Below are 22,087 nucleotides of genomic sequence, written 5' to 3'. Positions count from 1 at the left end.
CTTCTCGTTATGAATAAGAAACGGAATTGGTTTTTGCTTGGGGGAAGTATTGCAATCGCGGCTCTGCTATTCTCAGCTGGAGCTGCAGGGAGCGCTGAATCCGCGAAGAATAGCGTAACGGTTAATTATGATGAGCTTATTACGACGTTTAATTACGAGACAGATCCCTACTTTAGTGAAGTGCTGGCGTCGTGGCGGGAGCAGGGGATTCAGAATGCAACGCAATCGATACCCATTGAAGCGGCAGAGCCTGCTCTAGTTTCGAACACGGAGGAAATTAAAGTAGGGGAGTATGAAGGGAAATTGAATGTGCTGCTGTGGAATACGAGCAGCACAGAGTGGGTGGAATATAAAGTTGACGTTGCAGAGAGTGCGCTGTATGAAATTGAGGTTTCTTATCACCCGCTGAAGGATGTGGGTAGAAAGGGACCGATTGGATGGGAGGTTACTATAGACGGCAAGAGACCATTCCGAGAAGCTTCCTCTATTTCGTTATACCGCAAATGGGAGGATGTCCGTCCTATTCTGAAAAACTCAGACGGTGATGAGATTCGGCCTCGGTCCATTGATGCTTCGGGCTGGAGTACAGAACCTCTGATTGATTCAGGGGGGGCATATGCGCAGCCTTTGCAATGGCATTTCACACAAGGAACGCATACCATTCGCTTGCAAGGGTTTGATCCTGTGGCGCTGGAGAAAATTGTGCTTGCTCCAAGCAAAACGATTCCAGCTTACTCGGAGGCTGCAAAGCAGAATTCCGATGTGTCTGCGATCGATGGGGAGATATTGACGCTGCAGGCTGAGGAGTTTGCATCTAAGAATGATACGGCAATTAAGCTGTTCTCGGACAAAAATTCCCGTACCCTGCCGCGTTATACCGGAAGGATCAAGTACAATACGGTTGGCGGCCCGCGTTGGCTGGAGCAAAACCAGGAAATCACATGGTCGTTTGATGTACCGGAGACGGGGCTTTACAAAATTGGCTTTCGTGCTCTGCAAAATACGATCGCGCAAAAAACATCCTATCGAGCGATCAAAATCGACGGTGAAGTGCCCTTTAAGGAATTTCTTGCCTATGGCTTTCCTTATTCAACGGGCTGGAAAGGGACGATTTTGCAGGATGCAAGCAAAGAGCCTTATCTCCTAAAGCTGGAGAAAGGACAGCATACATTATCGCTTGCCGTTACACAGTCGCCTATCAAATCGATTAACGTCGATCTGGAGAAGCTGATTGCCCATCTGGATGCGATTGATTGGGATTTGCGCACAATTACGGGCGCAAGCACGAAGAAGATGATCGACCGCAACCGTTCTTGGAATATGGAACAGGATTTTCCTGGCTTGACTGAGCAAATGGCACTGGCAGCTGATGTGATGGATGATTTATCTGAGCGGCTCGTCAAAGCGAATGGCAATAAGGATTCCATTAGTCAAGGACTGGATACCTCAGCGAAGGATTTGCGCTCCTTGCTTAGGAAGCCAGAGGAGATTCCTTATCAGGTGGAAGAAATATCATCGATGAGAGAGAAGTTTGGAACCTTTATCGATACGCTGATCAAGCAATCACTGCAGCTCGATGAGATTTATATTATTCCGGAGAAGGCAGATGCCCCTAAGATGGAAGCAGCTTTCTTCAGCCGTTTGTGGGGCGGCGCTGAAAACTTTATCTACTCGTTTGACGCAAGGGATAGTCTGAATGATATGGATAATACGAAGCTGAATATATGGGTGCAGCGTGGCCGGGATTATGTCGATCAGCTGCAGCAAATCGCAGATGAGTCGTTTACGCCGGAAACGGGCATTGAAGTGAAGGTTAATCTGCTGCCTAACCCCGAGCTGCTGCTCATGTCTAATGCGGCAGGCGTACAGCCTGATATTGCGCTTGGCTTGACGCAGGATTTGCCGGTTGATTACGCCATCCGCGGCACGCTGCAAAATCTAGCCGAATTTGAAGATTTTGATCAGCTTTATCCGAGGTTTAGCCCAGGCTCTTGGCTGCCGCTTCATTATGATGGAGGCTACTACGGCGTGCCGGAGACGCAGTCATTTCAAGTGCTCTATTATAGAAAGGATATTTTGCAGCGCTTAGGGGCTGACGTTCCGCAGACATGGGATGATGTATACAATTTGCTGCCTACGCTGCAGCAAAACTTTATGAACTTCTACGTGAACCCGAAGGAGTTCACCCACTTCTTCTATCAGAACGGAGTGGACTTTTATGAGCAGGGCGGTTTGAAGTCAGGGCTTGATACACCGGAAGCATACCGTGCCTTTAAGCAGTGGACCGATTTGTTCAACACCTACGCCGTGGAGCGCGAGGTGCCAAGCTTCTATCAGCATTTCCGTACCGGTACGATGCCGATAGGCATATCGGATTACAATATGTACGTTCAACTGTCGGCAGCGGCGCCTGAGCTGAATGGCCGATGGGGCATTGCGCTTATACCCGGTACGGAGCAAGCGGACGGAACGATCAGCCGCTGGGCTGGAGGGGGACAGCGTACAGGTGTTATTTTTGACAAATCGGATAAAAAGACAGAGGCTTGGGAGTTTCTGAAATGGTGGCTCTCTGCTGAAGTTCAGGAGCAGTACGGCTCCGATCTTGAGGCAGTTAATGGCGTAGCATTTCGCTGGAATACATCGAATGTAGAGGCATTTAATAATCTTCCTTGGAAGAAGGAGGATGCTCAAATTATTTTGAACCAGTGGAAATGGTATAAGGATATTCCGAATGTGCCGGGTGGCTATTTCCTCGAGCGCGAGACGAATAATGCGTGGATCAGATCCGTTGTCAGGACGACAAACTATATGTCCTCGTTAGAGGAAGCGGTAAGAGATATTAACCGGGAACTGCTGAGAAAACAACAGGAATTCGGCTTTGTTGATGCACAGGGCAAGCCGCTCAAAACGCTCAATATTCCAATTGTCGATCAGCCTTGGGAAGGGATTGATCGTTATGTGGAGTAGGCTGTGGTCGTTTCGGATCTCCTATTTGTTTATTGCTCCTTTCTTAATTTGTTTTGCTTTATTTATTGTTATTCCGATAGTGGCTGCGGTTGGCTTAAGCTTCACGTACTATAACGGAATTGAGCCGCCGCGGTTTATAGGCTGGAGCAACTTTCAATATTTGATTGCGCAGGATTTGTTGTTTTTAAAATACGCGCTGCCGAATACGTTCAAATTTGCGATTATTGTGGGACCGGGCGGTTATGCAGCCGCCTTTCTGCTCGCTTGGCTCATTTCCAAGCTGCGCGGCAGCTTTCGCAAATGGGTGGCGCTCGCGATGTATACACCGTCTCTCACTGTTGGAATCGCGATGACGATCATATGGCTGCCATTGCTTTCGGGCGATAGAATCGGTTATTTGAACAGCTTCCTATTAAAAATCGGCTTCATTGACATTCCAAAGCTGTGGGTAACCAGTCCGGATTTGCTAATGAACTCGATGATCGTTGTAACGTTATGGTCCAGTATGGGCGTAGGTTTTCTGGCTATGCTTGCGGGTATTCTGAACGTGGATACGACGCTTTACGAAGCGGGGAAAATTGACGGCATCAAAAATAATTTGCAAGAGCTGTGGTTCATCACGATACCGTCTATGAAGCCGCAAATGCTGTTCGGTGCTGTCATGGCAATCGTCACGACCTTTAAGACAGGAGCAATCGGAGTCGAGCTTTCCGGTCAAAACCCAACGCCGGAATATGCAGGCCACCTAATCGTTAATCATATTAACGATTATGGGTTTATCCGTTTTGAAATGGGCTATGCGGCGACGATTTCCGTGTTTCTTCTTATATTAATGTATTTTGCGAACAAGCTTAGCTGGGGATTGTTCGGTACGAAGGAGGAATAACACCTGAAACCATCTAGCCTTGCTGCAAAAATTAGCTTCAATATCATCATGCTTGTGTTGTCCGTCGTTATGATCCTTCCGATCATTTACATTTTCAATCATGCGTTTAAGCCTTATCACGAATTGTTTATTTATCCGCCAAAGTTTTTTGTGCAGGAGCCGAATATTCAGAACTTCGTCGAGTTATTTTGGGTAACCTCAAATTCGATCGTTCCGGTATCTCGTTATTTGTTCAACAGCCTGTTCATTTCGGCAGCGAGCGTTATTGGCGTAACCGCTGTGAGTGCACTGTGCGCTTATCCGCTCTCCAAGCATCCTTTTCCAGGGCGAAAGTTTATTTTTGCTGTGATTCTGCTTATGCTGATGTTCACGCCGGAGGTCATCCAAATTCCGCGTTATTTGGTCGTCAGCCAGTTAGGCATTATGAATACGTATTTGGGTCATTTGCTGCCGGTGCTCGCTTTGCCGGTAGGTGTCTTCCTGCTCAAGCAATTCGTAGACCAAATTCCAGACTCGCTGCTGGAGGCTTCCAGAATTGACGGGGCAAATGAGTTTATCGTTTTTTTTCGCATTATTATTCCAATGTGTATGCCGGCAATTGCGACAGTCGCTATTTTGTCCTTTCAAAATTCATGGGGCAACGTAGAGACGTCGATGCTGTTCATGCAGGATGATGAAATGAAAAACTTTCCGTTTTTCTTATCAACACTGACGAATAATTTGGCGAATAATGTGGCGCGGCAGGGCGCCGCGGCAGTGGCGGCATTAATTATGCTCGTGCCGAATTTAGTTTTCTTTATTATTTTACAAGGAAAGGTCATCTCTACTATGGCACATTCAGGCATTAAATAAATAAGGGGGGAATCGAGTGAAGAACAGGAGGCTGCGGATTCGTCCGGTCATCATTGTCCTGATTACGGCGATTTACATAGCGTGGCCCAGTTTACAGGCTGCAGCCTCACAGTTACCGTATGAAACCTACTATAAGGATGGATTCGGACAGCTGGTGAAGACGCAAGCAGCTTACATTCCTGCTGGCATTATCGGCACGAATGTGCTCACTGCTGAAGCAAGTGAGCTAACTAGCGCTGAGGGAGCATCTAAGCTGCAGCTAAATCTGCCCAAGGATATTTTTGTGGATGAGAAGGATCACATTTATATTGCAGATACAGGGAATAATCGGATCGTTCACTTAGATGAAAAAGGACAATATGTACGTGAAATCATAGTAAGCGAGAGCCCGCTTAAGAAGCCAAGCGGCGTATACGTCGACAAAGCAGGAGAGGTTTATGTTGCGGATACGGGCAACAATAGGGTGGTTAGGCTCGATTCATCCGGTAAGCTGTTGAAGTCATTTGGCCGTCCTGAGTCCAGCTATTTGCCCGCAGACTTCAAATACGATCCGGTTAATCTGATTGTTGATAAACGTGGATTTATTTATGTCACAACGCTGGGCGCTTATCAGGGCTTAGTGCAGCTTGATCCCGAAGGCAGCTTCGTCAGCTTCTTTGGACCGAATAAAGTGTCGTTCTCTTTATTCGATGCGTTTAAACGGTTTGTGTATACCCGGGAAATGTATCAAAGAGAGCTGAGGAAGCTGCCTGGAGCTATCGCGAATTCGACGATAGACCAGAATGGCTTTATTTATACAGTGACCAAGGAAGTGCAGACGGACCAGGTTAAGAAGCTTAATATTGCAGGCCTCGATCAGCTGCCGGGCAAGGGGGAGTTTGCAGCGCTGCAGCCAGTCAAATCCTATGGCGAGTTTTTTTATTATACGCAGCGGGACATTAGTCCCCAGCTGAATGACATCACGGTCGACCTCGCTGGCAATATCACGATCATTGATTCCGTGTGGAATATTATTAGCCAATATGATTTGAATGGAAATCTGCTGTTTTTCTGGGGAGGCGATGTCATTACCGCCACCTCGAAAACGGGCGTCGTTAAGACGCCAGCGGCCATTGCAAGCAATTCGAAGGGCGAGCTGCTGGTGCTCGACAGCGTCAACAACCTCGTTCAGGTGCTGCGCTTATCGCAATTCGGCAAGCTGGTGCATGAGGCAAATCAATTGACGCAGGAGGGCAGATACGAGCAAAGTGAGCCCTTGTGGAACGAGGTCCATCGTTTGAATACTCAGTACACACCGGCCTTGATTGGACTGGCAAAGGCGGCCTATAAGAAAGAGGATTATGCTAAAGCGGAGAAGCTGTTTTATCAGGCGGGTGTCGTGAACGGCTATTCAGACTCCTTCTGGCAAAATCGATTAAAATGGTTTCAAAGCCATTTTGGTTTGTTGATGAACATTGCGATTGCGTTCAGTGCTTTATATCTGCTATGGAATACGCTGTCCAAAAAGCATCGTCTGAAGAAAAAGCCAAGCGCCAAAACTCGAAAGCTTCCCTTGCTGCTTCAGCAGCTTAAGCATGTGTTTTATTTGATCAAGCATCCGGTGGACGGCTTTTATGCGATTCGCTATGAGAACAAAGCGGGCTTCCTAAGCAGCTTGATTATATTCGTGCTAGCGGTGGCATCGTATTTGTATATGCAAGCGGGCACTAGCTTTATTTTTAATCCAGCGGTACATGTCGGTATTGATTTGCTGCCGATTTCGGTACAATTCGTAGGGATCTGGCTTGGGTGGGTCGTTTCCAACTATTTGATCAGCTCGCTGCTCAGAGGCGAAGGACGCTTCAAAGATGTATTTTACAGCAGTGCCTACGCCTTATTTCCGATTATTCTCATAGGAATACCTGTTACTCTAATTTCCAATGTATTAACGTTGAATGAGGCAGCCATCTTTCAGTTCTTGAAGCTGTTTATCGTCTTGTGGACGGTGCTGCTGCTGATATGGATGGTTCAGGGGATACACAATTATACGTTTATTGAAGCGATCTTTATTATTCTGTTATCGCTGCTTGCGCTTACGATCATTGTCATTTTAATTTTCATCCTCATTAGTCTAAGCATTGAATTCGTCAACTTTATTAATTCCTTGTACCAGGAGGTGATTATCCGATGACTACCGTCAAACTTAACTATAAGCGCATCACGAAGCTGGTGCTCATCGTTATTTTGCTAGCCTTGATAGGCTGGGTCTCTCTTGTGGTAGGAGGTCTTTGGAACAAACAAGTGGTAAAGCCGGCAAATGACACAGGCAAGTTCGAAGCAAATGGAGCTAGCCTGTATAAGGAAGGACTGCCAGCCGAGGAGCGCTTTGAGCTAGTGGCAGAGACGGATACCTTGAGGCTGTTCGCTGACAAGACAAGTGCTCATTTTCAGGTCATGAACAAGGAAACGGGCAGCATTTGGCGCTCCTATCCAGACCCAAAATATTGGCAGGAAGAGACAGTGCCGGCAACTTGGAAAAATAATTTGTCTTCTCCGGTTATGGTGGAATACGTCAATGCCAAAAACTATAAATCCTCCTCGGCTACGACAAGCCTAATTGAGAGCCAAGGCTATCTGGAAAACTTTCAGAATACGAATGCGGGATTTAAGGTCACCTTTGTACTGCCGAAGGTAGAGATTAAGATTCCAATCGAGGTAAGTCTGCATAAGGATTATGTGGAGACGAGAATCATCGACGCTGAAATCGTGGAGGGCGCTTTAAGCCTGCTTAATGTTAAGCTGTATCCATTGTTTGGCGCCCAGCCGTCTGTCGGGCAGGAAGGGTATATTTTATTGCCGGATGGCTCAGGCTCGCTCATTCATTTCAAGAGTGATCGTTTGATGCAGCAGTTGACCTATAACGAGAGCGTATACGGGCAGGATCTATCCTACTATAACGAAAATACGGGCAGGCAGAGAATTGCTATGCCAGTATACGGAATAAAGTCAGGCGATCAAGCGTTTGTTGCGATTATCTCGCAAGGGGAAGCGTTCGCGAACGTTTATGCGGCGCCTTCAGGCGCGGTAGGACAGTCGAACTGGACGACGACCGAATGGCAGTATCGCAAACGGTTCTTCCAGAGCGTCAGTAAAAGTACGGGCGAGGGCTTCTATACGTACAGCGGGGATAAGTTTTTGGCTGATGCGCGCGCCACACGCTATTATCCGCTGCTGCCGGAGAAGAGCAATTATGTAGGAATGGCTGAGGTATACCGTAATTATTTAATAAACGAGCAGGGCGTGAAGCCGCTGGAAGCGACTGAGAAAGATATTCCCTTGTTCCTTGATTTGGTAGGTGCTGATATTGAGAAGGGATTGTTTTCCGATTCTTACTTGAAAGCAACCACGACTGATGAGGCAGCAGAGCTGGTTGGGGAAATTTACAGCAAAGGGATTCATCATTTGCAAATTCATTTCTCGGGCTGGCAGCAGGATGGCTACAGCACACATGGCGGCTATTTTCCTGTAGATAAGCGTATAGGAGGGGATAGCGGGATGAAAAGCTTCATTTCATTTGCCCATGCGCTTCAAATTCCCGTTTATTTGACCGCCAACTATACACTGAATACGAATGGCGATGATCGGTTCTGGTGGCGGCGCGACGGCTTGCGCAATTTGGCTGGCACAGTGCTGGAGGAGCAGGAAAATCAGGATCAGGATGCTGCTGTATTTGTGAGCCCTAAATTTTATGAGAAGGTTGTTGCTAGAGACTTAAATGACTATAAGAGCTTAGGTGCAGACGGCATCTATTTTGAGGATGGCATCGGGCAGCAGGTCAATACCGATTTCAACAGCCGCTATCAAGCCAGCAGAGCGGATGTTGTAGAGGTGCAGCGCAGTATACTTGAGAATAGCAAAAAATCGCTGGGCTCGCTTGTAGCGAACAACGTAAATTTCTACGCGCTAAATGAGCTTGATCATATTCATCGATTAACGGATGACTATTCGTATGATGTATTTATTAGCGAGGAGATACCTTTTGTCCAAATCGTGCTTCATGGCTTACGCACGTATACGCTGGAATGGTCGAATTTGCGCGATGAATATGAGGATGAGTTTTTGCGGAGCATTGAGTATGGCGCATACCCGGCATACGTGCTTAGCGGTAATCATGCGGATGATTTGAAAAAGTCGTATTCGTTATGGCACTACAGTCTAAATTACAAGGATTGGATCGACGATCTAACTGAAGAATATACCAAGGCCAATGCTGCGCTAGCCGCTGTTCAGGATCAATTCATAACCGCTCATCGCACGCTTGCGCCTCAGGTAAAGGAAACGGTATTTGGCAGCAGCTATCGGATTGTCGTCAATTATAATGAGACGGATTATAACAAGGATGGCGTATTTGTTCCGGCAAAAGACTTTGTGGTCATTAAAGGAGGAACGACGCCATGAGATTTAATCGCAAGCTGGAGAGCGCAACGCTGCGGAAACTAGAGGGCTCGTTATTTATTGCGCCATGGGTGTTTGGCTTCATGGTGTTTGTCGCTTTTCCGCTAGGCTATTCGCTCTACATGAGCTTTCATCAGGTCAAAATTACTGTAAGCAGCGTCAATTATACGTTTATAGGACTGAGCCACTATAGAGAAATTTTAATTGCGAACGGAAGTCTGCTCTATGAGGAGCTGTTTCCGTTTCTAAGGGAGTCGGCGATGATGATTCCGATCATTCTTGTCTTTTCCCTGCTCGTCGCTATCTTGCTTAATTTGCGTTTTCCTGGCCGCACGTTGTTTCGGGTTATCTTTTTCCTTCCGGTCATTTTCTCCTCAGGCCAAATCGTACAGGAGTTTATTGCGCAGGGTGAGGGCTCGCTCAGCATTATGGAGACGCTGCGCATTGACTATTATTTACGGGAATACGTCCCTGGAGGGTGGGCAGCTCCCATTCAGAAGGTTATGAGCTCGTTTGTTCTCGTTCTCTGGTATTCGGGCGTGCAAATTTTAATCTTCCTCGCCGGAAGACAAACGCTGCCGGCTGCGGTCTATGAAGCGTCGCGCATTGATGGTTCTGGGCCGTGGAACACGTTCTGGAAAATCACGCTTCCGGGGCTTGTTCCTTATATTTTCTTGAATTTAATGTACACGGTTGTCGATCTGTTCACTTTCCCTTCCAATCCGATTGTCAGTCGTGTGAATACAAGCAATTATGGCAGCTCCAGCGCACTGGCATGGATTTATTTTTTGATTATTCTAACCGTGGTGCTCCTGACTCTATTTCTTTACAGCAGGGTCGACAAATCGCTTTCAGGTAAACGATAAATAGGAAAGAGAGGTGAGCTAAGGTGAAAATAGTCAAAAGAGGCAGTGAAACAGCGGCGAGGCTTTATGCTGACCATAGGCTGAGGAATGGGCTTGAAGTATTGCGGTATCGGCTCCTAGGCGCCGAGATTGATAAGGGTCTGCTCTTTAAGCTGTTTGTTTATGTGATCCTGATCAATGTCGCTTTTATTTATATTAAGCCCATTCTTTATATGGTGACGACAATGGTGAAGGATGCCCAAAATATTCTTGACCCCACCGTTATTTGGGTGCCGAGAACGATCTTTCTCGGACATCTGCAGCAGGCGAGCGAAATGCTGAACTACGGCAAGAGCTTTCTTATTAGCATATCACTCGCATCCTCAGTGGCTGTGCTGCAAGTGTTTTCTTGTGCAATCGCTGGTTATGCATTTGCGAGGCTTGATTTTCCATTCAAAAAGGTATGGGGAGCGCTGCTGTTATTTACGTTTATTATGCCTCCGCAAATTACGATTTTGCCGTCAATTATGCTGTTTAAGGAGTTTGGCTGGTTGAACACCTTTTTGCCGATGGTCGTGCCTGCGATATTCGGCCATGGCTTGAAGGGCGCAATGTTTGTTATTATTTATCGCTCCTTTTATTCCACACTGCCGAAGGAGCTTGACGAGGCGGCAAGAATGGATGGCGCGGGGCCCTTCCGGATGTTTTTTCGAGTCATGTTTCCGATCTCCCGCTCGGCTACCGTTGTCGTTGTGCTGTTCTCGTTCGTATGGAACTGGAACGATTTCTATTTTCCATCGCTGTTCATGTTTACGGCTGAGAATGTTCCCTTATCGATTACGCTGGCTAGAATGGCCGGCGAGATGAAGCTTGCTGAGGGAGCCGGGGAAATAACGGTGTATGCGGAGGCGATCAAAATGGCTGCTTCGTTCTTAATTATTATGCCGCTGCTCGTCGTTTATTTGTTTGCTCAGCGCTGGTTTATTGAAGGAGTGGAACGAACCGGCTTGGTAGAGTAATTCCCGCATTGTTTAAAATGATTGACATATAGGAAGTCGAGTGGTAAATTATTTTCACAGAACTAATTCCATCTAATTTGATATGAATAGTATGTAATGATCGACCGGATAACCGGAGATTGCCTAAGGGCATCTCTGGTTATTTTTTTTGAAATATAAGTTGGGGGGGATTCAACGATGAGTGGATCGGAACGAAAGCTTAACTTGAATGCTTTTCTGGCAGCATCAGGCCATCACGAAGCATCGTGGAGGCATGCGGATACTAAGCCAGAGCTAGGCGTGGATATCAATCATTATGTAAAGATAACGCAAATTGCTGAAAGAGGATTGCTGGATTCGGTATTTTTAGCTGATGGGTATTGGGCGCATTCAGGCTCGCTAGAGCCTTTCACGCTGCTGTCGGCACTGGCGGCAGCCACGAAGCATATCGGGTTGATCGCAACGGTTGAGACGACATACAATGAGCCTTTTCATATTGCTCGAAAGTTTGCGTCTCTGGATCATATCAGTAAAGGCAGGGCCGGCTGGAATATCGTTACGGGTGCCGGGCCAGCTGCAGAGCAGTTCAGCAGGAGCAAGCATCCCGAGCATCATGAGCGCTATGAATCGGCTGAGGAATTCGTTGAGGTGGTTAAGCGGCTGTGGGATAGCTGGGAGGATGACGCGGTACGAAATGACAAAATAAATGATCTTCTTATCGACCCAGCCAAGGTCCATAAAATCGGCTTTGCAGGAAAGCATTACACCGTTCAAGGACCGCTGAATATTGCTCGTCCGCCACAGGGCTATCCCGTGCTTGTTCAGGCAGGCTCCTCAGAGACAGGGAAGGATTTTGCTGCAAAGCTAGCCGAGGTTATCTTCACTGCGCAGCTGACGTTTGAAGAAGCACGCTCCTTTTACACCGATGTGAAAGGCCGATTGGCTAAGTTTGGACGGACACCGGAGCAATTGAAAATATTGCCCGGCTTAAGCCCAATATTGGCGGATACAGAAGCAGAAGCTCAGGACATAGAAGCGGAGCTGTTCGCGCTTATCGATCATGAGGGAGCAGCTAAGCGGCTTTCCTCCCGCCTTGGTATTGATTTATCCAATCATGCCTTGGACGATCTAGTGAATTTGGATGGGGCGCAGACTACGGAGCAAGTAAGCGGGATGAAGAGCCGCCATCAGCTTATTTTGGATTTAGTGGAGCGGGAAAAACCGACGCTGCGGCAATTAATTAACCGTCTGGCAGGTGCGCGCGGACATTTCACCTTTACGGGAACACCGCTGCAGCTAGCCGATGTGATTGAGAAATGGTTTCGCAACGGTGCAGCCGACGGATTTAATATCATGCCGCAAATATACCCAAGCGGCTTGGAACGCTTCGTAGAGAAGGTTATTCCAGAGCTGCAAAATCGCGGCTTGTTCCGTACCGCTTACGAGGAATCGACACTGCGAGGAAACTTGGGGCTTGCTCGTCCATTGAACGCAATAACTGTATAAGCTGGACTTGGAGAATGAAGTTATAGCGAAGCGAGAAGATCGTTTCTCTAGAAACGAGGTGTTCGCCTTTGCAGCCATTCAGAATGATCTTCTTGCGCAGCGCCCAAAACGTAAATTTCTAGTTCAACTTATATACCAATAAAAATAAAAAAGAGGTGCATCTATAATGAGCGAAGCAAGCCGCAAGGTTCATTTGAATGTGTTTTTAAGAGCAACTGGCCATCATGCAGGAGCATGGCGACATGATGATTCCCACCCTGAGCTTGAATTAGACATCGATTATTTAGGACAGCTGGCAAAAATTGCTGAACGCGGCAAGCTCGATTCCGTATTTCTCGCGGATGGCTACGCCGGAGGCGGCAGCAAGCTGGAGCCATTTACGCTGCTCGCTGCATTAGCATCGGTAACGAAGCATATTGGCCTGATTGCAACGGTAGGAACGGTGTACAATGATCCATTTCATGTTGCTAGAGCCTTTGCTTCGCTGGATCATATTAGCGGAGGCCGAGCAGGCTGGAATATCGTTACGGGTGCAGGCTCTGCTGCTCATAATTTCAGTAGAGATGAACATCCTGAGCATGCGGAGCGCTATGAGACGGGTGAGGAGTTCGTTGAGGTCGTAAAGCAGCTATGGGACAGCTGGGAGGATGATGCTCTCATTTTTGATAAAAAAGCAGGTAAGCTGATTGATGCGAGCAAGGTGCATGAGATCAACTTCAAAGGCCATAGCTATTCGGTTAAGGGGCCGCTTAACATTCCTCGGCCACCGCAGGGCTATCCGGTACTCGTGCAGGCGGGGTCCTCTGAGCAGGGCAAAGAGCTGGCAGCTAAGACAGCGGAGGTTATTTTCACCGCACAGCAAACGTTTGATGCAGGCAGAGAATTTTATAGCGATGTAAAGTCTCGCTTGGCGAAGTATGGGAGAGCGGCTGATGAGCTCGTTATATTGCCTGGCCTCGCTCCTATTGTTGCGGATACAGAGGCTGAGGCACGCGAGCTTGAGGAGGAGCTGCATTCCTTCGTCAATACGAAGCGGGCGCTGGATAGCTTGTCCGAAAGATTTACGGTTAATTTGAACGACTATTCGCTAGATGCTCAGGTGCCGCTCGATAAAGCAAAGCCTGCTGAACAATTTAACGGCATTCGCAGCCGGCAGGAGGTTATTCTCGACGCGGCTCGCAGAGAAAACTTTACGATTCGTCAACTGCTATACCGCAGCAACGGCGGACATGGACATATCACCTTTACAGGCTCTGTTCTGCAAACCGCAGATCTTATCGAGAAATGGTTTAAAAACCATGCGGCAGATGGCTTTAATGTTTTGCCTCAGCTGTTCCCGACGGGACTTGAAATCTTTGTAGATAAGGTTATTCCTGAGCTGCAAAACCGCGGACTGTTCCGTACAGAGTACGAAGGTACGACCCTGCGTGAGAGCCTTGGGCTGAAGCGTCCAGCGAATACGCGCCATTTGCAGCAAATCTAGCAGATCTAGCAGATCTAGTCATATGACAACACTAACGAATAGAAATGAGAGGGTATCTAATGAAAAAAATTAAATCTTTGATGATTATATTGGCTATAACTGTGCTGGCAACGGCCTGCGGAGAAGGCAATACGGCACCAGCAAGCAAGGCTTCCAATAAGCCAACATCAGACAGCGGCTCGACAGAGAAGGCGGATTTCAAGAAGCTGGGCGATGAGCCGCTCAAGCTAACGCTTTATACTACGGGAGCAACCTTCACAGATGTGGAGTTCGAAACGATGATTGCTGGGCCGATTCATGCCAAATATCCGAATGTAACGATTGAACGCATCACACCTGCCGCAACAACGACGCCAGAGGAAGTATTGTCCACGCATGTACCGGATATAATTTTTGGCAGCGTGCAGCAGCGCGTCATCCGTACGGGTGTTTATCAGGATTTAAGAGAGCTGATCAAAAAACATAATTTTGATGAAAGCCGCCTTAAGCCAATTGGATATGAATATATCAAGGACATAACGAAAGGCAAGGGAGATGCGGTTCTCGCTCTGCCATTTAATATTAATCAGCATGTGCTCTACTATAATAAAGATATTTTTGATAAATTCGGTGTTCCGTATCCAACTGAAAAACAGCTGACATGGGACGAGGCGGTAGAGATTGGAACGAAGCTGACGCGTACGGAAAATGGTGTAAATTATATCGGTCTTGTTGTAGATAATTTAACAGGCTTGTCCAAATCGCTCGGTATTCCGTATCTGAACCGTGAGACAGGCCAAGCTGCGCTGGATACACCGGAATGGCTGCGCGTGTTCGAGCTGCTGAAGAAAATTTATGAAATACCAGGTTATGTCACGCCAGATGGCACCTGGAACTGGACACGCGACAACTTCATGAAGGATCAGAACGTTGCCATTCGCGTTTCATGGCTGGCTAATATGGTCGGTCCGCTTGAAGAACTTCGTCAGCAGGGTGTGGAGTTTAATTGGGATTTTGCTCCTGCTCCTAACTTTAGCGATCAGCTCGGCAACACAAGAGAAGCACAAATTCACTCGATTGCGATTAATAGTCAAAGCCCGCATCAAGATGAGGCGTTTCAGGTTATCGCAGAAATTTTGTCGGATGAAGGACAACGAATTATTGCCAGAAATGGTCGTGTCCCAGCCATTATTAATTCGGAGCTAGAGAAGGATTATGGCGCGGAAATTCCTGTATTGCAAGGGAAAACGGTTCAAAATGTGTTTATCGGAGAGCCGATTCAAGAGCATTATATTCATCCGTATGAGTCGAGCATTACGATTAGGTTGACAGAGGCCGCTGAGGATTTGGCCATAAATGGGCTGGATGTCAACTCAGCCATTCGCAAGGCGACGGATGCGATTAATAAGGATGTTGAGACGTTAAAAACGACCATCGGCGAATAAGTAAACAGTTGGAAGGGGAATGAATATGAGTCAACCGCGTCGTCAATTGAATCTCAATGCCTTTTTGTTTGGAACCGGCCACCACGAAGCATCGTGGCGGCTTCCTGAGTCCGAGCCGAGCAGCAATTTGGATTTTCAGCATGTGCTGGAAATTGTTCAGACGGCTGAACGGGGGCTGCTGGACTCTGTTTTTCTAGCGGACGGCTATTCGGGACGCTCGAATAAGCTGGAGCCCTTCACGCAGCTTGCCGCTCTTGCGAGCAGAACGAAGCACATTGGTCTAATAGCGACTGTAGGTACGACCTATAATGAACCGTTTCACGTTGCCCGGAAGTTCGCTTCCCTGGATCATATCAGCAAAGGCAGAGCGGGCTGGAATATTGTTACAGGCAGCGGCTCGGCTGCTCATAATTTTGGCAGAGAAGAGCATCCCGAGCACTCGCTGCGGTACGAAGAAGCCGAGGAGTTTGTAGAGGTAGCGAAGCGGCTTTGGGACAGCTGGGAGGATGATGCCGTCATTAATGACAAGGAAGCAGGCACCCGCGTTATTAAGGACAAGGTTCATACGATCGACTTCAAAGGCAAATATTATTCGGTACAAGGACCGTTGAACATTTCACGTCCGCCGCAAGGCTATCCGGTGCTTGTGCAGGCTGGCTCATCTGAAAGCGGCAAGGAATTTGCAGCTAAGGTGGCTGAGGTTATTTTCACAGCTCATCAGACGTTTGAAAATGCGCAGGCGTTTTATACAGATGTGAAAGCAAGACTGTTGAAATATGGCAGAACGGCTGATCAGCTCAAAATACTGCCGGGAATTAGCCCGATTCTTGCAGATACAGTAGAGCAGGCTAGGGAGATAGAAAATGAGTTGTTTGAATATGTCAATAAACAAGCTGCCATTTCACGTTTATCTGAACGACTAGGCATTGATTTATCCAACCATCCGCTTGATGAACCGCTGTCGCTAGTCAACGTGCGGGAGATCGAAGAGGTAAACGGCAACAAGAGCCGCCATCAGCTAATACTGGATCTGATTCGCGACGAGCAGCCTACGTTAAAGCAGCTTGTCAATCGATTGGCTGGCGCAAGAGGACATTTTACCTTTACAGGCACACCGCTCCAGCTGGCTGATGAAATTGAAAAATGGTTTCTGAATGGGGCAGCTGACGGCTTTAACGTCATGCCGCAAATTTATCCGAGCGGTTTAAACATTTTTGTGGATAAGGTCATTCCAGAGCTGCAAAACCGAGGGCTGTTCCGGACCGAATATGAGGGTGCAACGCTGCGTGAAAACCTTGGCTTGACGCGACCGGCTAATATTCGTTATGAGAGCAATTCCATCGTTTAAAACAAAATAAGCTTCGAATAGAAGGCGTAATTAAAGGGAGAGAAACGGACATGAAGAGGCTTGCTTTAAGTACATCCATTTTGATTTTATTGGCAATTATGACTGCTTGCGCCAGCACAGGCAATGCCCCTTCAAGCACCGCAGCAAATAATAAGGAGCCAGCATCAGCCCCTCAAACAGCTGAAACGGAAAAAGCGGATTTCAAAAAGCTTGGAGACGAGCCGCTTAAGCTGACCTTTTATAGCACAAGCGGGACCTTTCCAGATGTAGAGTTCAACACCTTAATCGCCGACCCTATCAAGAAAAAATACCCGAATGTGACGATTGAGAGAATTACGCCTGCTGCAAATACGACTAACGAAGAGGTCCTGTCCACGCATGTACCGGATATTATTTATTCCTCATCCTCTTCGCATCAGCGTATTATTCGTACCGGAGCTTATGAGGATTTGCGAGAGTACATTAAACGCCATAATTTTGATGAGAGCCGAATTAAGCCAATTCTCTATGATTACATTAAAGAAATTACGAGTGACAAGGGCAACGAGATTTATGCGATCCCATTCAATGCCAATCAACATGTTCTCTATTACAATAAGGATATTTTCGATAAGTTTGGAGTCCCGTACCCGACAGAAAAGCAGTTGAACTGGGATGAGGTGCTGGATATTGCAGCCAAGCTGACCCGTACCGAGAACGGCGTAAACTATATTGGATTATCAGTCGATAATTTGACGGGACTATCCAAAGGGCTGGGACTGCCCTACGTGGATCGTGAGACGGGCAATGCGGCGCTGGATACACCGGAATGGCTGCGTGTCTTCGAGCTTAACAAGCGTATCTTTGAAATTCCCGGCTATGTTACGCCAGAGCATACTTGGAACTGGGGACGCGACCAGTTTATGAAGGATCAGGTTATCGGTATGCGCGTGACGTGGCTGGCGAATATGGTCGGACCGCTTGAGGAGCTGCGTCAGCAGGGCGTTGAGTTTAACTGGGACATTGCGCCGGCTCCAAACTTCAGCGATCAACTGGGGAAAACGAGAGAGGCCCAAATTCACTCCTTGTCCGTAAATAGTCAAAGCAAGCATAAAGACGAGGCATTCCAGGTCATTGCTGAAATCTTATCCGATGAGGGACAGACGATTCTAGCTAGGAATGGACGTGTACCGGCCGTTATCAACCCGGAAATTGAAAAGGAGTACGGCTTGGACATCCCGGTGCTGCAGGGTAAATCCGTGCAAAATGTATTTATCGGAGAGCCGCTGCAGGAGCACTATATTCATCCGTATGAGCTTGAAATTGGGGTAAGGCTTACGGAGGCTGCCGAGGACTTGGCAATTAACGGGCTGGATGTCAACTCGGCAATTCGGAAGGCGACAGATGCCATTAATAAAGATGTCGAAACGTTAAGAACGACGTTAGGCGATCTATAAGCATAAGCGGATTCAAGCAAAGGTGCAGCGAATGATGCGGCCCCTTTGCTTTGTGCTGTGTTGTTTTATGGCGTTGGAACGCTGCCTTGGCTAAAGCAAGAACAAGAGCAAGCCGACTAGGAAGTCGCTTGCTCTTGTTCTTGTGTTTTAGATTGAGATAGATAAGGAATGATCGTTCGGCAGGCTTTGCGCACCCCTGCAATAAAGCCAAAGGCGGGACCGTGAGTGTGCGAGGCAAGTGGGCCGGTAAAATAAAGTCCAGGCATACTGCTCTCAAATTGGGAGCTAAGCATTGGAAAGGAGGCGGATTTTCCGGATTCTCGTTGAATAGCTTGCCGTAAATAGTCAGGCAGAAAGGGGACCTGATCAAGATTAATCCGGTAACCGGTAGCGGCTATGACATGATCGACGAGTCTAGTTTGCTCGTTAGCCAGGCTTAGCAACACTTTGCCGTCCTTCGTGGGATCAACTCGCAGAATAGTAGCTCCACCGGTAACGGGAAGCTTGCCTTCTACGAAGGGCCGCAGGAAGTGGGCGACGCTGCCTTGCCTTGGCGTGTTCCATTTCTCCGCCTTCAGCTCCTGAGGCAGCCCGAAAAAAAGCTCGGCAGTTTCAAGCAAGCGCTGGCCAGATGCCGTATTGTCTTCGCCGGCAAAGTTGACAGCCTCGCGCCGAAAGAGAATCTCCGCCTCGCTGCCCGCCATATGAAGCAGTGCCGCAGCTTCCCATGCGCTCTGTCCACTTCCGATTACGGCTACTCTTTTACCGGCAAAATGATTGAAATCAGTATGTCCAAACGTATGAGTGCAAAGCTCGGAGGGCAGTTCACTTAATATCTCGGGGATGTAGCTATAGTGCTGTAAGCCAGTCGCGACAATGACGTTTTTAGCTTCGAAATGGTTGCCTTCATTGGTGGTTGCGCGGTATCCGGTAGGTGATGAATCAAGCTGTACGGTGAGCTCGGGGGTGAAATCGACTCCTGTCATTGCTGCAAACCAAAAAGCATAATTGACAAAGTCGGGGCGGGGAAACGGAGAGCGCAGCTCTACGCCCTTTTCGCTGCAATAACGTTCAATTGTGAATGCATCGTTTTTGTCGGAGAGGCTGATGTAACGAGGGTTAGTACGAATAAACATATTTTGGGGCATTTGTTCACTCCAAAAGTGCATCGGTTTGCCCAGCAGCACGTAGGATAATTGGCTGGCGGCTGCATGTGCTGCGAGGGAAATGCCATAGGGACCAGCGCCAATGATGATAAGATCGACCATTGTTTTTTCCTCCAAACATTTTGAGAATCGTTTTATACCGAGTATTATACTGGGAAAAGTGTGGAAAGCAACGCTTTTTAATTTTTACTTTTAATCGACTAAAGGCTCGATGAGCAAATAGAGGCTGAAGAAATATTGACAAATAAATTAGTTCATGATAAATTTTTCATGATATTTCTCACTAAATCTCTTAGAATAATAGGAATTTAGTTTCTACCGGACGACCGGAGATAACAGTTAGCTGTGTCTCCGGTTTTTTGTTTTAAAAATTGAAACAAACTAAGGGGATGAACACATGAACGAGGTAATTGAATTATTAAAAAAGCATCGCTCAATTCGTAAATACAAGCCGACTCCAATTCCTGATCAGGAATTGGAGCAAATACTGCTGGCGGGCCAAGCGGCCTCCACCTCCTCGAATATTCAAGCATACAGCGTAATCGCCGTTACTGATCCGGAGCGGAAACGACAATTAGCGGAGCTTGCAGGAAACCAGCAGCAAATCGTTGAAAGTCCAGTATTTCTCGTGTGGTGCGCAGATTTGAATAAAATTCATATTGCGACAAATTTACACGAGAATATCCAGCTGCATCAAAACGTTGAGTTGTTTCTTCTAGGCACGATCGATGCGACACTAGCTGCTCAAAACGCGGCCATTGCAGCGGAGTCGCTTGGCTACGGAATGGTCTATATCGGCGGTATTCGCAATAATCCGCAGGGAGTTACAGATTTGCTGAATCTGCCGCCGCTTGTTTATCCAGTCTTCGGCATGTGCGTTGGCGTGCCTGATCAAGAGCCCGATATCCGGCCGCGATTGCCGCTTGAAGCTGTTTACCACAAAGAGGTTTATAAAGATGCGAGGAGTCTAGAAAAAGAAATACATGCGTATGACGATGTCACTCGTGTATATTATGCTTCCCGCAAGGGCGAAGCCAAAAGTGGTGAGAAGGAGACAAAATGGTCTCTTGAAATGCTGAGAAGATTCAGTTCGAATCGGCTGCGCGGTCATTTGCATGATTTCCTAACAGGGCAAGGCTTTGATTTGAAATAAATGGAGAGCGATCCCAAGCGAATCCATTGACAAAGAAAAGGTATCGTACTATTATTAATTCATAGTATGCAACTCAATATAATCGGAATTAAACGACCGGACAACCGGAGATTTGGCTTTTTTTAAAGCTGAGTCTCCTTTTTTTATGGTCAAAATGAAATGGGGGGCTGCCATATGAGTGGAACAGAACAGGACAAGAAAGCACATTTTAACGTGTTTCTGCGGGGAGCGGGGCATCATGCGGCTGCATGGAAGCATCCGGCTTCAAGTCCAAAAGAGGATTTGGATTTGGGCTATTACGCCAAGATTGCCCAAATTGCCGAAAGAGGACTGTTCGATTCCTTGTTTACCGCAGATAATTACTCAGGTCTTGGCAGACGGCTCGAGCCTTTCACTCTTCTAGCAGGACTAGCTGCATTGACTAAGCATGTTGGCTTAATTGCGACGGTGAGTACAACGTACAATGATCCTTATCATGTGGCAAGGAAGTTCGCTTCGCTGGATCATATCAGCAAGGGCAGGGCGGCATGGAATATTGTCACAGGACACTCGCAGGCAGATGCTGAAAATTTCAATAGGACCGAGCATCCCGAGGTGACCAAGCGTTATGAGATCGGCGATGAGTTTGTCGAAATCACGAAGCAGCTGTGGAACAGCTGGGAAGAGGACGCGCTCATCTATGATAGAGAGACGGATGTAACGCTGGATAAGAGCAAGGTGCACGAGATCAACTTTAAAGGCAATTATCATTCGGTAAAAGGGCCGCTCAACATTCCTCGTCCACCGCAGGGCTATCCTGTATTGGTGCAGGCAGGTTCCTCAGAGAGCGGCAAGGAGCTGGCAGCTAAAACGGCTGATGTCATCTTTACAGCACAGCAAACGCTGGGCGCCGCGCAATCGTTTTATAAGGATGTCAAAGGCAGGCTGCAGACCTATGGGCGGACGCCTGAGCAGCTGCTGATCATGCCTGGGCTTAGTCCAATCGTTGCGGATACGGAAGCGGAGGCCCGTGATATTGAGGATGAGTTTAACGCATTATTGAATACGAAACAGTCGCTTAAGCGGTTATCTAATTACTTCACAGTCGATCTGACGGAATATCCGCTTGATAGTCTAGTGCCTATTGATAAAGCAAAGCCTTATGGAGCGATTACGACAGGAATTACAAGCCGCCAGGAGGTTGTAGTCGATGCTGCCATTCGGGATAAGATGACGATTCGCCAGTTCCTTGCGCGCAGTGCTGCAGGTCATGGACATGTATCCTTCACAGGCTCGGTTATTCAAACGGCTGATTTTATTGAAAGCTGGATTAGAGGAAATGGTGCGGATGGCTTTAATATTTTACCGCATATTTATTACAGCGGCTTTGAAACGTTTGTCGATAAGGTTGTCCCTGAGCTGCAAAACCGCGGACTGTTCCGTACTTCATATGAAGGCACGACGCTGCGGGAAAACTTAGGACTCGCCAAGCCGGAAAATAATCATAAAGCGATATGGGCGTTAGGCAGCGCTGCAGAAAAGCTGAAAACGCAAAACGGTTAAACGGACAGATTGGTCAAGGCTCAAAAATACATTCAATTGAGGGAGGA

The 22,087-nt window shown here is 47.4% G+C and carries 15 protein-coding genes; 14 read left to right on the top strand and 1 reads right to left on the bottom strand.

Annotation, left to right across the window (positions count from 1 at the left end; translation table 11 throughout):
• The first annotated feature begins 9 nt into the window (after nucleotides 1-9).
• From MHI37_RS23930 to MHI37_RS23875, 12 genes are all read left to right on the top strand, one after another.
• Nucleotides 10-2,967 carry an extracellular solute-binding protein gene (locus tag MHI37_RS23930; RefSeq protein WP_076339005.1) on the top strand — a complete coding sequence of 986 codons (2,958 nt, stop codon included), beginning with the start codon at nucleotides 10-12 and terminating at the stop codon, nucleotides 2,965-2,967.
• On the top strand, nucleotides 2,885-3,853 hold the full coding sequence (locus MHI37_RS23925; RefSeq protein ID WP_076339004.1) for a sugar ABC transporter permease: 969 nt from the start codon (nucleotides 2,885-2,887) through the stop codon (nucleotides 3,851-3,853). Before MHI37_RS23930 ends, MHI37_RS23925 begins: the two co-directional genes overlap by 83 nt.
• A 48-nt stretch (nucleotides 3,854-3,901) precedes the next feature.
• Nucleotides 3,902-4,705 carry a carbohydrate ABC transporter permease gene (locus MHI37_RS23920; RefSeq protein ID WP_083676476.1) on the top strand — a complete coding sequence of 268 codons (804 nt, stop codon included), beginning with the start codon at nucleotides 3,902-3,904 and terminating at the stop codon, nucleotides 4,703-4,705.
• A 16-nt stretch (nucleotides 4,706-4,721) separates the two neighbouring features.
• Nucleotides 4,722-6,875 carry a YIP1 family protein gene (locus MHI37_RS23915; protein WP_256710660.1) on the top strand — a complete coding sequence of 718 codons (2,154 nt, stop codon included), beginning with the start codon at nucleotides 4,722-4,724 and terminating at the stop codon, nucleotides 6,873-6,875.
• On the top strand, nucleotides 6,872-9,142 hold the full coding sequence (locus MHI37_RS23910) for a DUF5696 domain-containing protein (RefSeq protein ID WP_076339002.1): 2,271 nt from the start codon (nucleotides 6,872-6,874) through the stop codon (nucleotides 9,140-9,142). The genes MHI37_RS23915 and MHI37_RS23910 overlap by 4 nt, the downstream gene beginning before the upstream one ends.
• Nucleotides 9,139-10,005, top strand: coding sequence for a sugar ABC transporter permease (locus MHI37_RS23905; protein WP_076339001.1), 867 nt, complete (start codon nucleotides 9,139-9,141; stop codon nucleotides 10,003-10,005). The genes MHI37_RS23910 and MHI37_RS23905 overlap by 4 nt, the downstream gene beginning before the upstream one ends.
• Nucleotides 10,006-10,028: 23 nt before the next feature.
• On the top strand, nucleotides 10,029-11,003 hold the full coding sequence (locus tag MHI37_RS23900) for a carbohydrate ABC transporter permease (protein WP_083676475.1): 975 nt from the start codon (nucleotides 10,029-10,031) through the stop codon (nucleotides 11,001-11,003).
• A gap of 177 nt (nucleotides 11,004-11,180) precedes the next feature.
• Complete coding sequence (locus MHI37_RS23895) at nucleotides 11,181-12,488, top strand: LLM class flavin-dependent oxidoreductase (RefSeq protein WP_076339000.1); 1,308 nt, start codon at nucleotides 11,181-11,183, stop codon at nucleotides 12,486-12,488.
• A 166-nt stretch (nucleotides 12,489-12,654) separates the two neighbouring features.
• A complete protein-coding gene (locus MHI37_RS23890; protein WP_076338999.1) occupies nucleotides 12,655-13,971 on the top strand; it encodes an LLM class flavin-dependent oxidoreductase in 1,317 nt (438 codons plus the stop codon).
• Between the two features lie 59 nt (nucleotides 13,972-14,030).
• Nucleotides 14,031-15,395: an extracellular solute-binding protein gene (locus MHI37_RS23885; protein ID WP_076338998.1), complete on the top strand. Its 1,365-nt coding sequence runs from the start codon at nucleotides 14,031-14,033 to the stop codon at nucleotides 15,393-15,395.
• Nucleotides 15,396-15,420: 25 nt separating this feature from the next.
• Complete coding sequence (locus MHI37_RS23880) at nucleotides 15,421-16,743, top strand: LLM class flavin-dependent oxidoreductase (RefSeq protein WP_076338997.1); 1,323 nt, start codon at nucleotides 15,421-15,423, stop codon at nucleotides 16,741-16,743.
• Between the two features lie 50 nt (nucleotides 16,744-16,793).
• On the top strand, nucleotides 16,794-18,179 hold the full coding sequence (locus MHI37_RS23875; protein ID WP_076338996.1) for an extracellular solute-binding protein: 1,386 nt from the start codon (nucleotides 16,794-16,796) through the stop codon (nucleotides 18,177-18,179).
• 116 nt (nucleotides 18,180-18,295) lie between these two features.
• On the opposite strand, the gene MHI37_RS23870 is transcribed toward MHI37_RS23875, so the two are convergent.
• On the bottom strand, nucleotides 18,296-19,447 hold the full coding sequence (locus tag MHI37_RS23870; RefSeq protein ID WP_076338995.1) for an NAD(P)-binding domain-containing protein: 1,152 nt from the start codon (nucleotides 19,445-19,447) through the stop codon (nucleotides 18,296-18,298).
• Nucleotides 19,448-19,742: 295 nt separating this feature from the next.
• Between MHI37_RS23870 and nfsA the strand changes: the two genes are divergently transcribed.
• On the top strand, nucleotides 19,743-20,498 hold the full coding sequence (gene nfsA / locus MHI37_RS23865) for an oxygen-insensitive NADPH nitroreductase (RefSeq protein WP_076338994.1): 756 nt from the start codon (nucleotides 19,743-19,745) through the stop codon (nucleotides 20,496-20,498).
• Nucleotides 20,499-20,672: 174 nt separating this feature from the next.
• Nucleotides 20,673-22,040 carry an LLM class flavin-dependent oxidoreductase gene (locus MHI37_RS23860; protein ID WP_076338993.1) on the top strand — a complete coding sequence of 456 codons (1,368 nt, stop codon included), beginning with the start codon at nucleotides 20,673-20,675 and terminating at the stop codon, nucleotides 22,038-22,040.
• Nucleotides 22,041-22,087: the final 47 nt, after the last annotated feature.

The sequence above is a fragment of the Paenibacillus sp. FSL H8-0548 genome (genome assembly GCF_038630985.1).
In the GTDB taxonomy this organism is placed as follows: domain Bacteria; phylum Bacillota; class Bacilli; order Paenibacillales; family Paenibacillaceae; genus Pristimantibacillus.
The sequence above is the reverse complement of the archived record's forward strand: the minus strand, read 5'-3'. Positions and strand labels throughout refer to the sequence as shown.

Coding starts and splice junctions, on each gene's coding strand:
- MHI37_RS23930 (WP_076339005.1), top strand. CDS start 10: ATGAATAAGAAACGGAATTGGTTTTTGCTTGGGGGAAGTATTGCAATC.
- MHI37_RS23925 (WP_076339004.1), top strand. CDS start 2,885: ATGCACAGGGCAAGCCGCTCAAAACGCTCAATATTCCAATTGTCGATC.
- MHI37_RS23920 (WP_083676476.1), top strand. CDS start 3,902: ATGCTTGTGTTGTCCGTCGTTATGATCCTTCCGATCATTTACATTTTC.
- MHI37_RS23910 (WP_076339002.1), top strand. CDS start 6,872: ATGACTACCGTCAAACTTAACTATAAGCGCATCACGAAGCTGGTGCTC.
- MHI37_RS23905 (WP_076339001.1), top strand. CDS start 9,139: ATGAGATTTAATCGCAAGCTGGAGAGCGCAACGCTGCGGAAACTAGAG.
- MHI37_RS23895 (WP_076339000.1), top strand. CDS start 11,181: ATGAGTGGATCGGAACGAAAGCTTAACTTGAATGCTTTTCTGGCAGCA.
- MHI37_RS23890 (WP_076338999.1), top strand. CDS start 12,655: ATGAGCGAAGCAAGCCGCAAGGTTCATTTGAATGTGTTTTTAAGAGCA.
- MHI37_RS23885 (WP_076338998.1), top strand. CDS start 14,031: ATGAAAAAAATTAAATCTTTGATGATTATATTGGCTATAACTGTGCTG.
- MHI37_RS23880 (WP_076338997.1), top strand. CDS start 15,421: ATGAGTCAACCGCGTCGTCAATTGAATCTCAATGCCTTTTTGTTTGGA.
- MHI37_RS23875 (WP_076338996.1), top strand. CDS start 16,794: ATGAAGAGGCTTGCTTTAAGTACATCCATTTTGATTTTATTGGCAATT.
- MHI37_RS23870 (WP_076338995.1), bottom strand. CDS start 19,447: ATGGTCGATCTTATCATCATTGGCGCTGGTCCCTATGGCATTTCCCTC.
- nfsA (WP_076338994.1), top strand. CDS start 19,743: ATGAACGAGGTAATTGAATTATTAAAAAAGCATCGCTCAATTCGTAAA.
- MHI37_RS23860 (WP_076338993.1), top strand. CDS start 20,673: ATGAGTGGAACAGAACAGGACAAGAAAGCACATTTTAACGTGTTTCTG.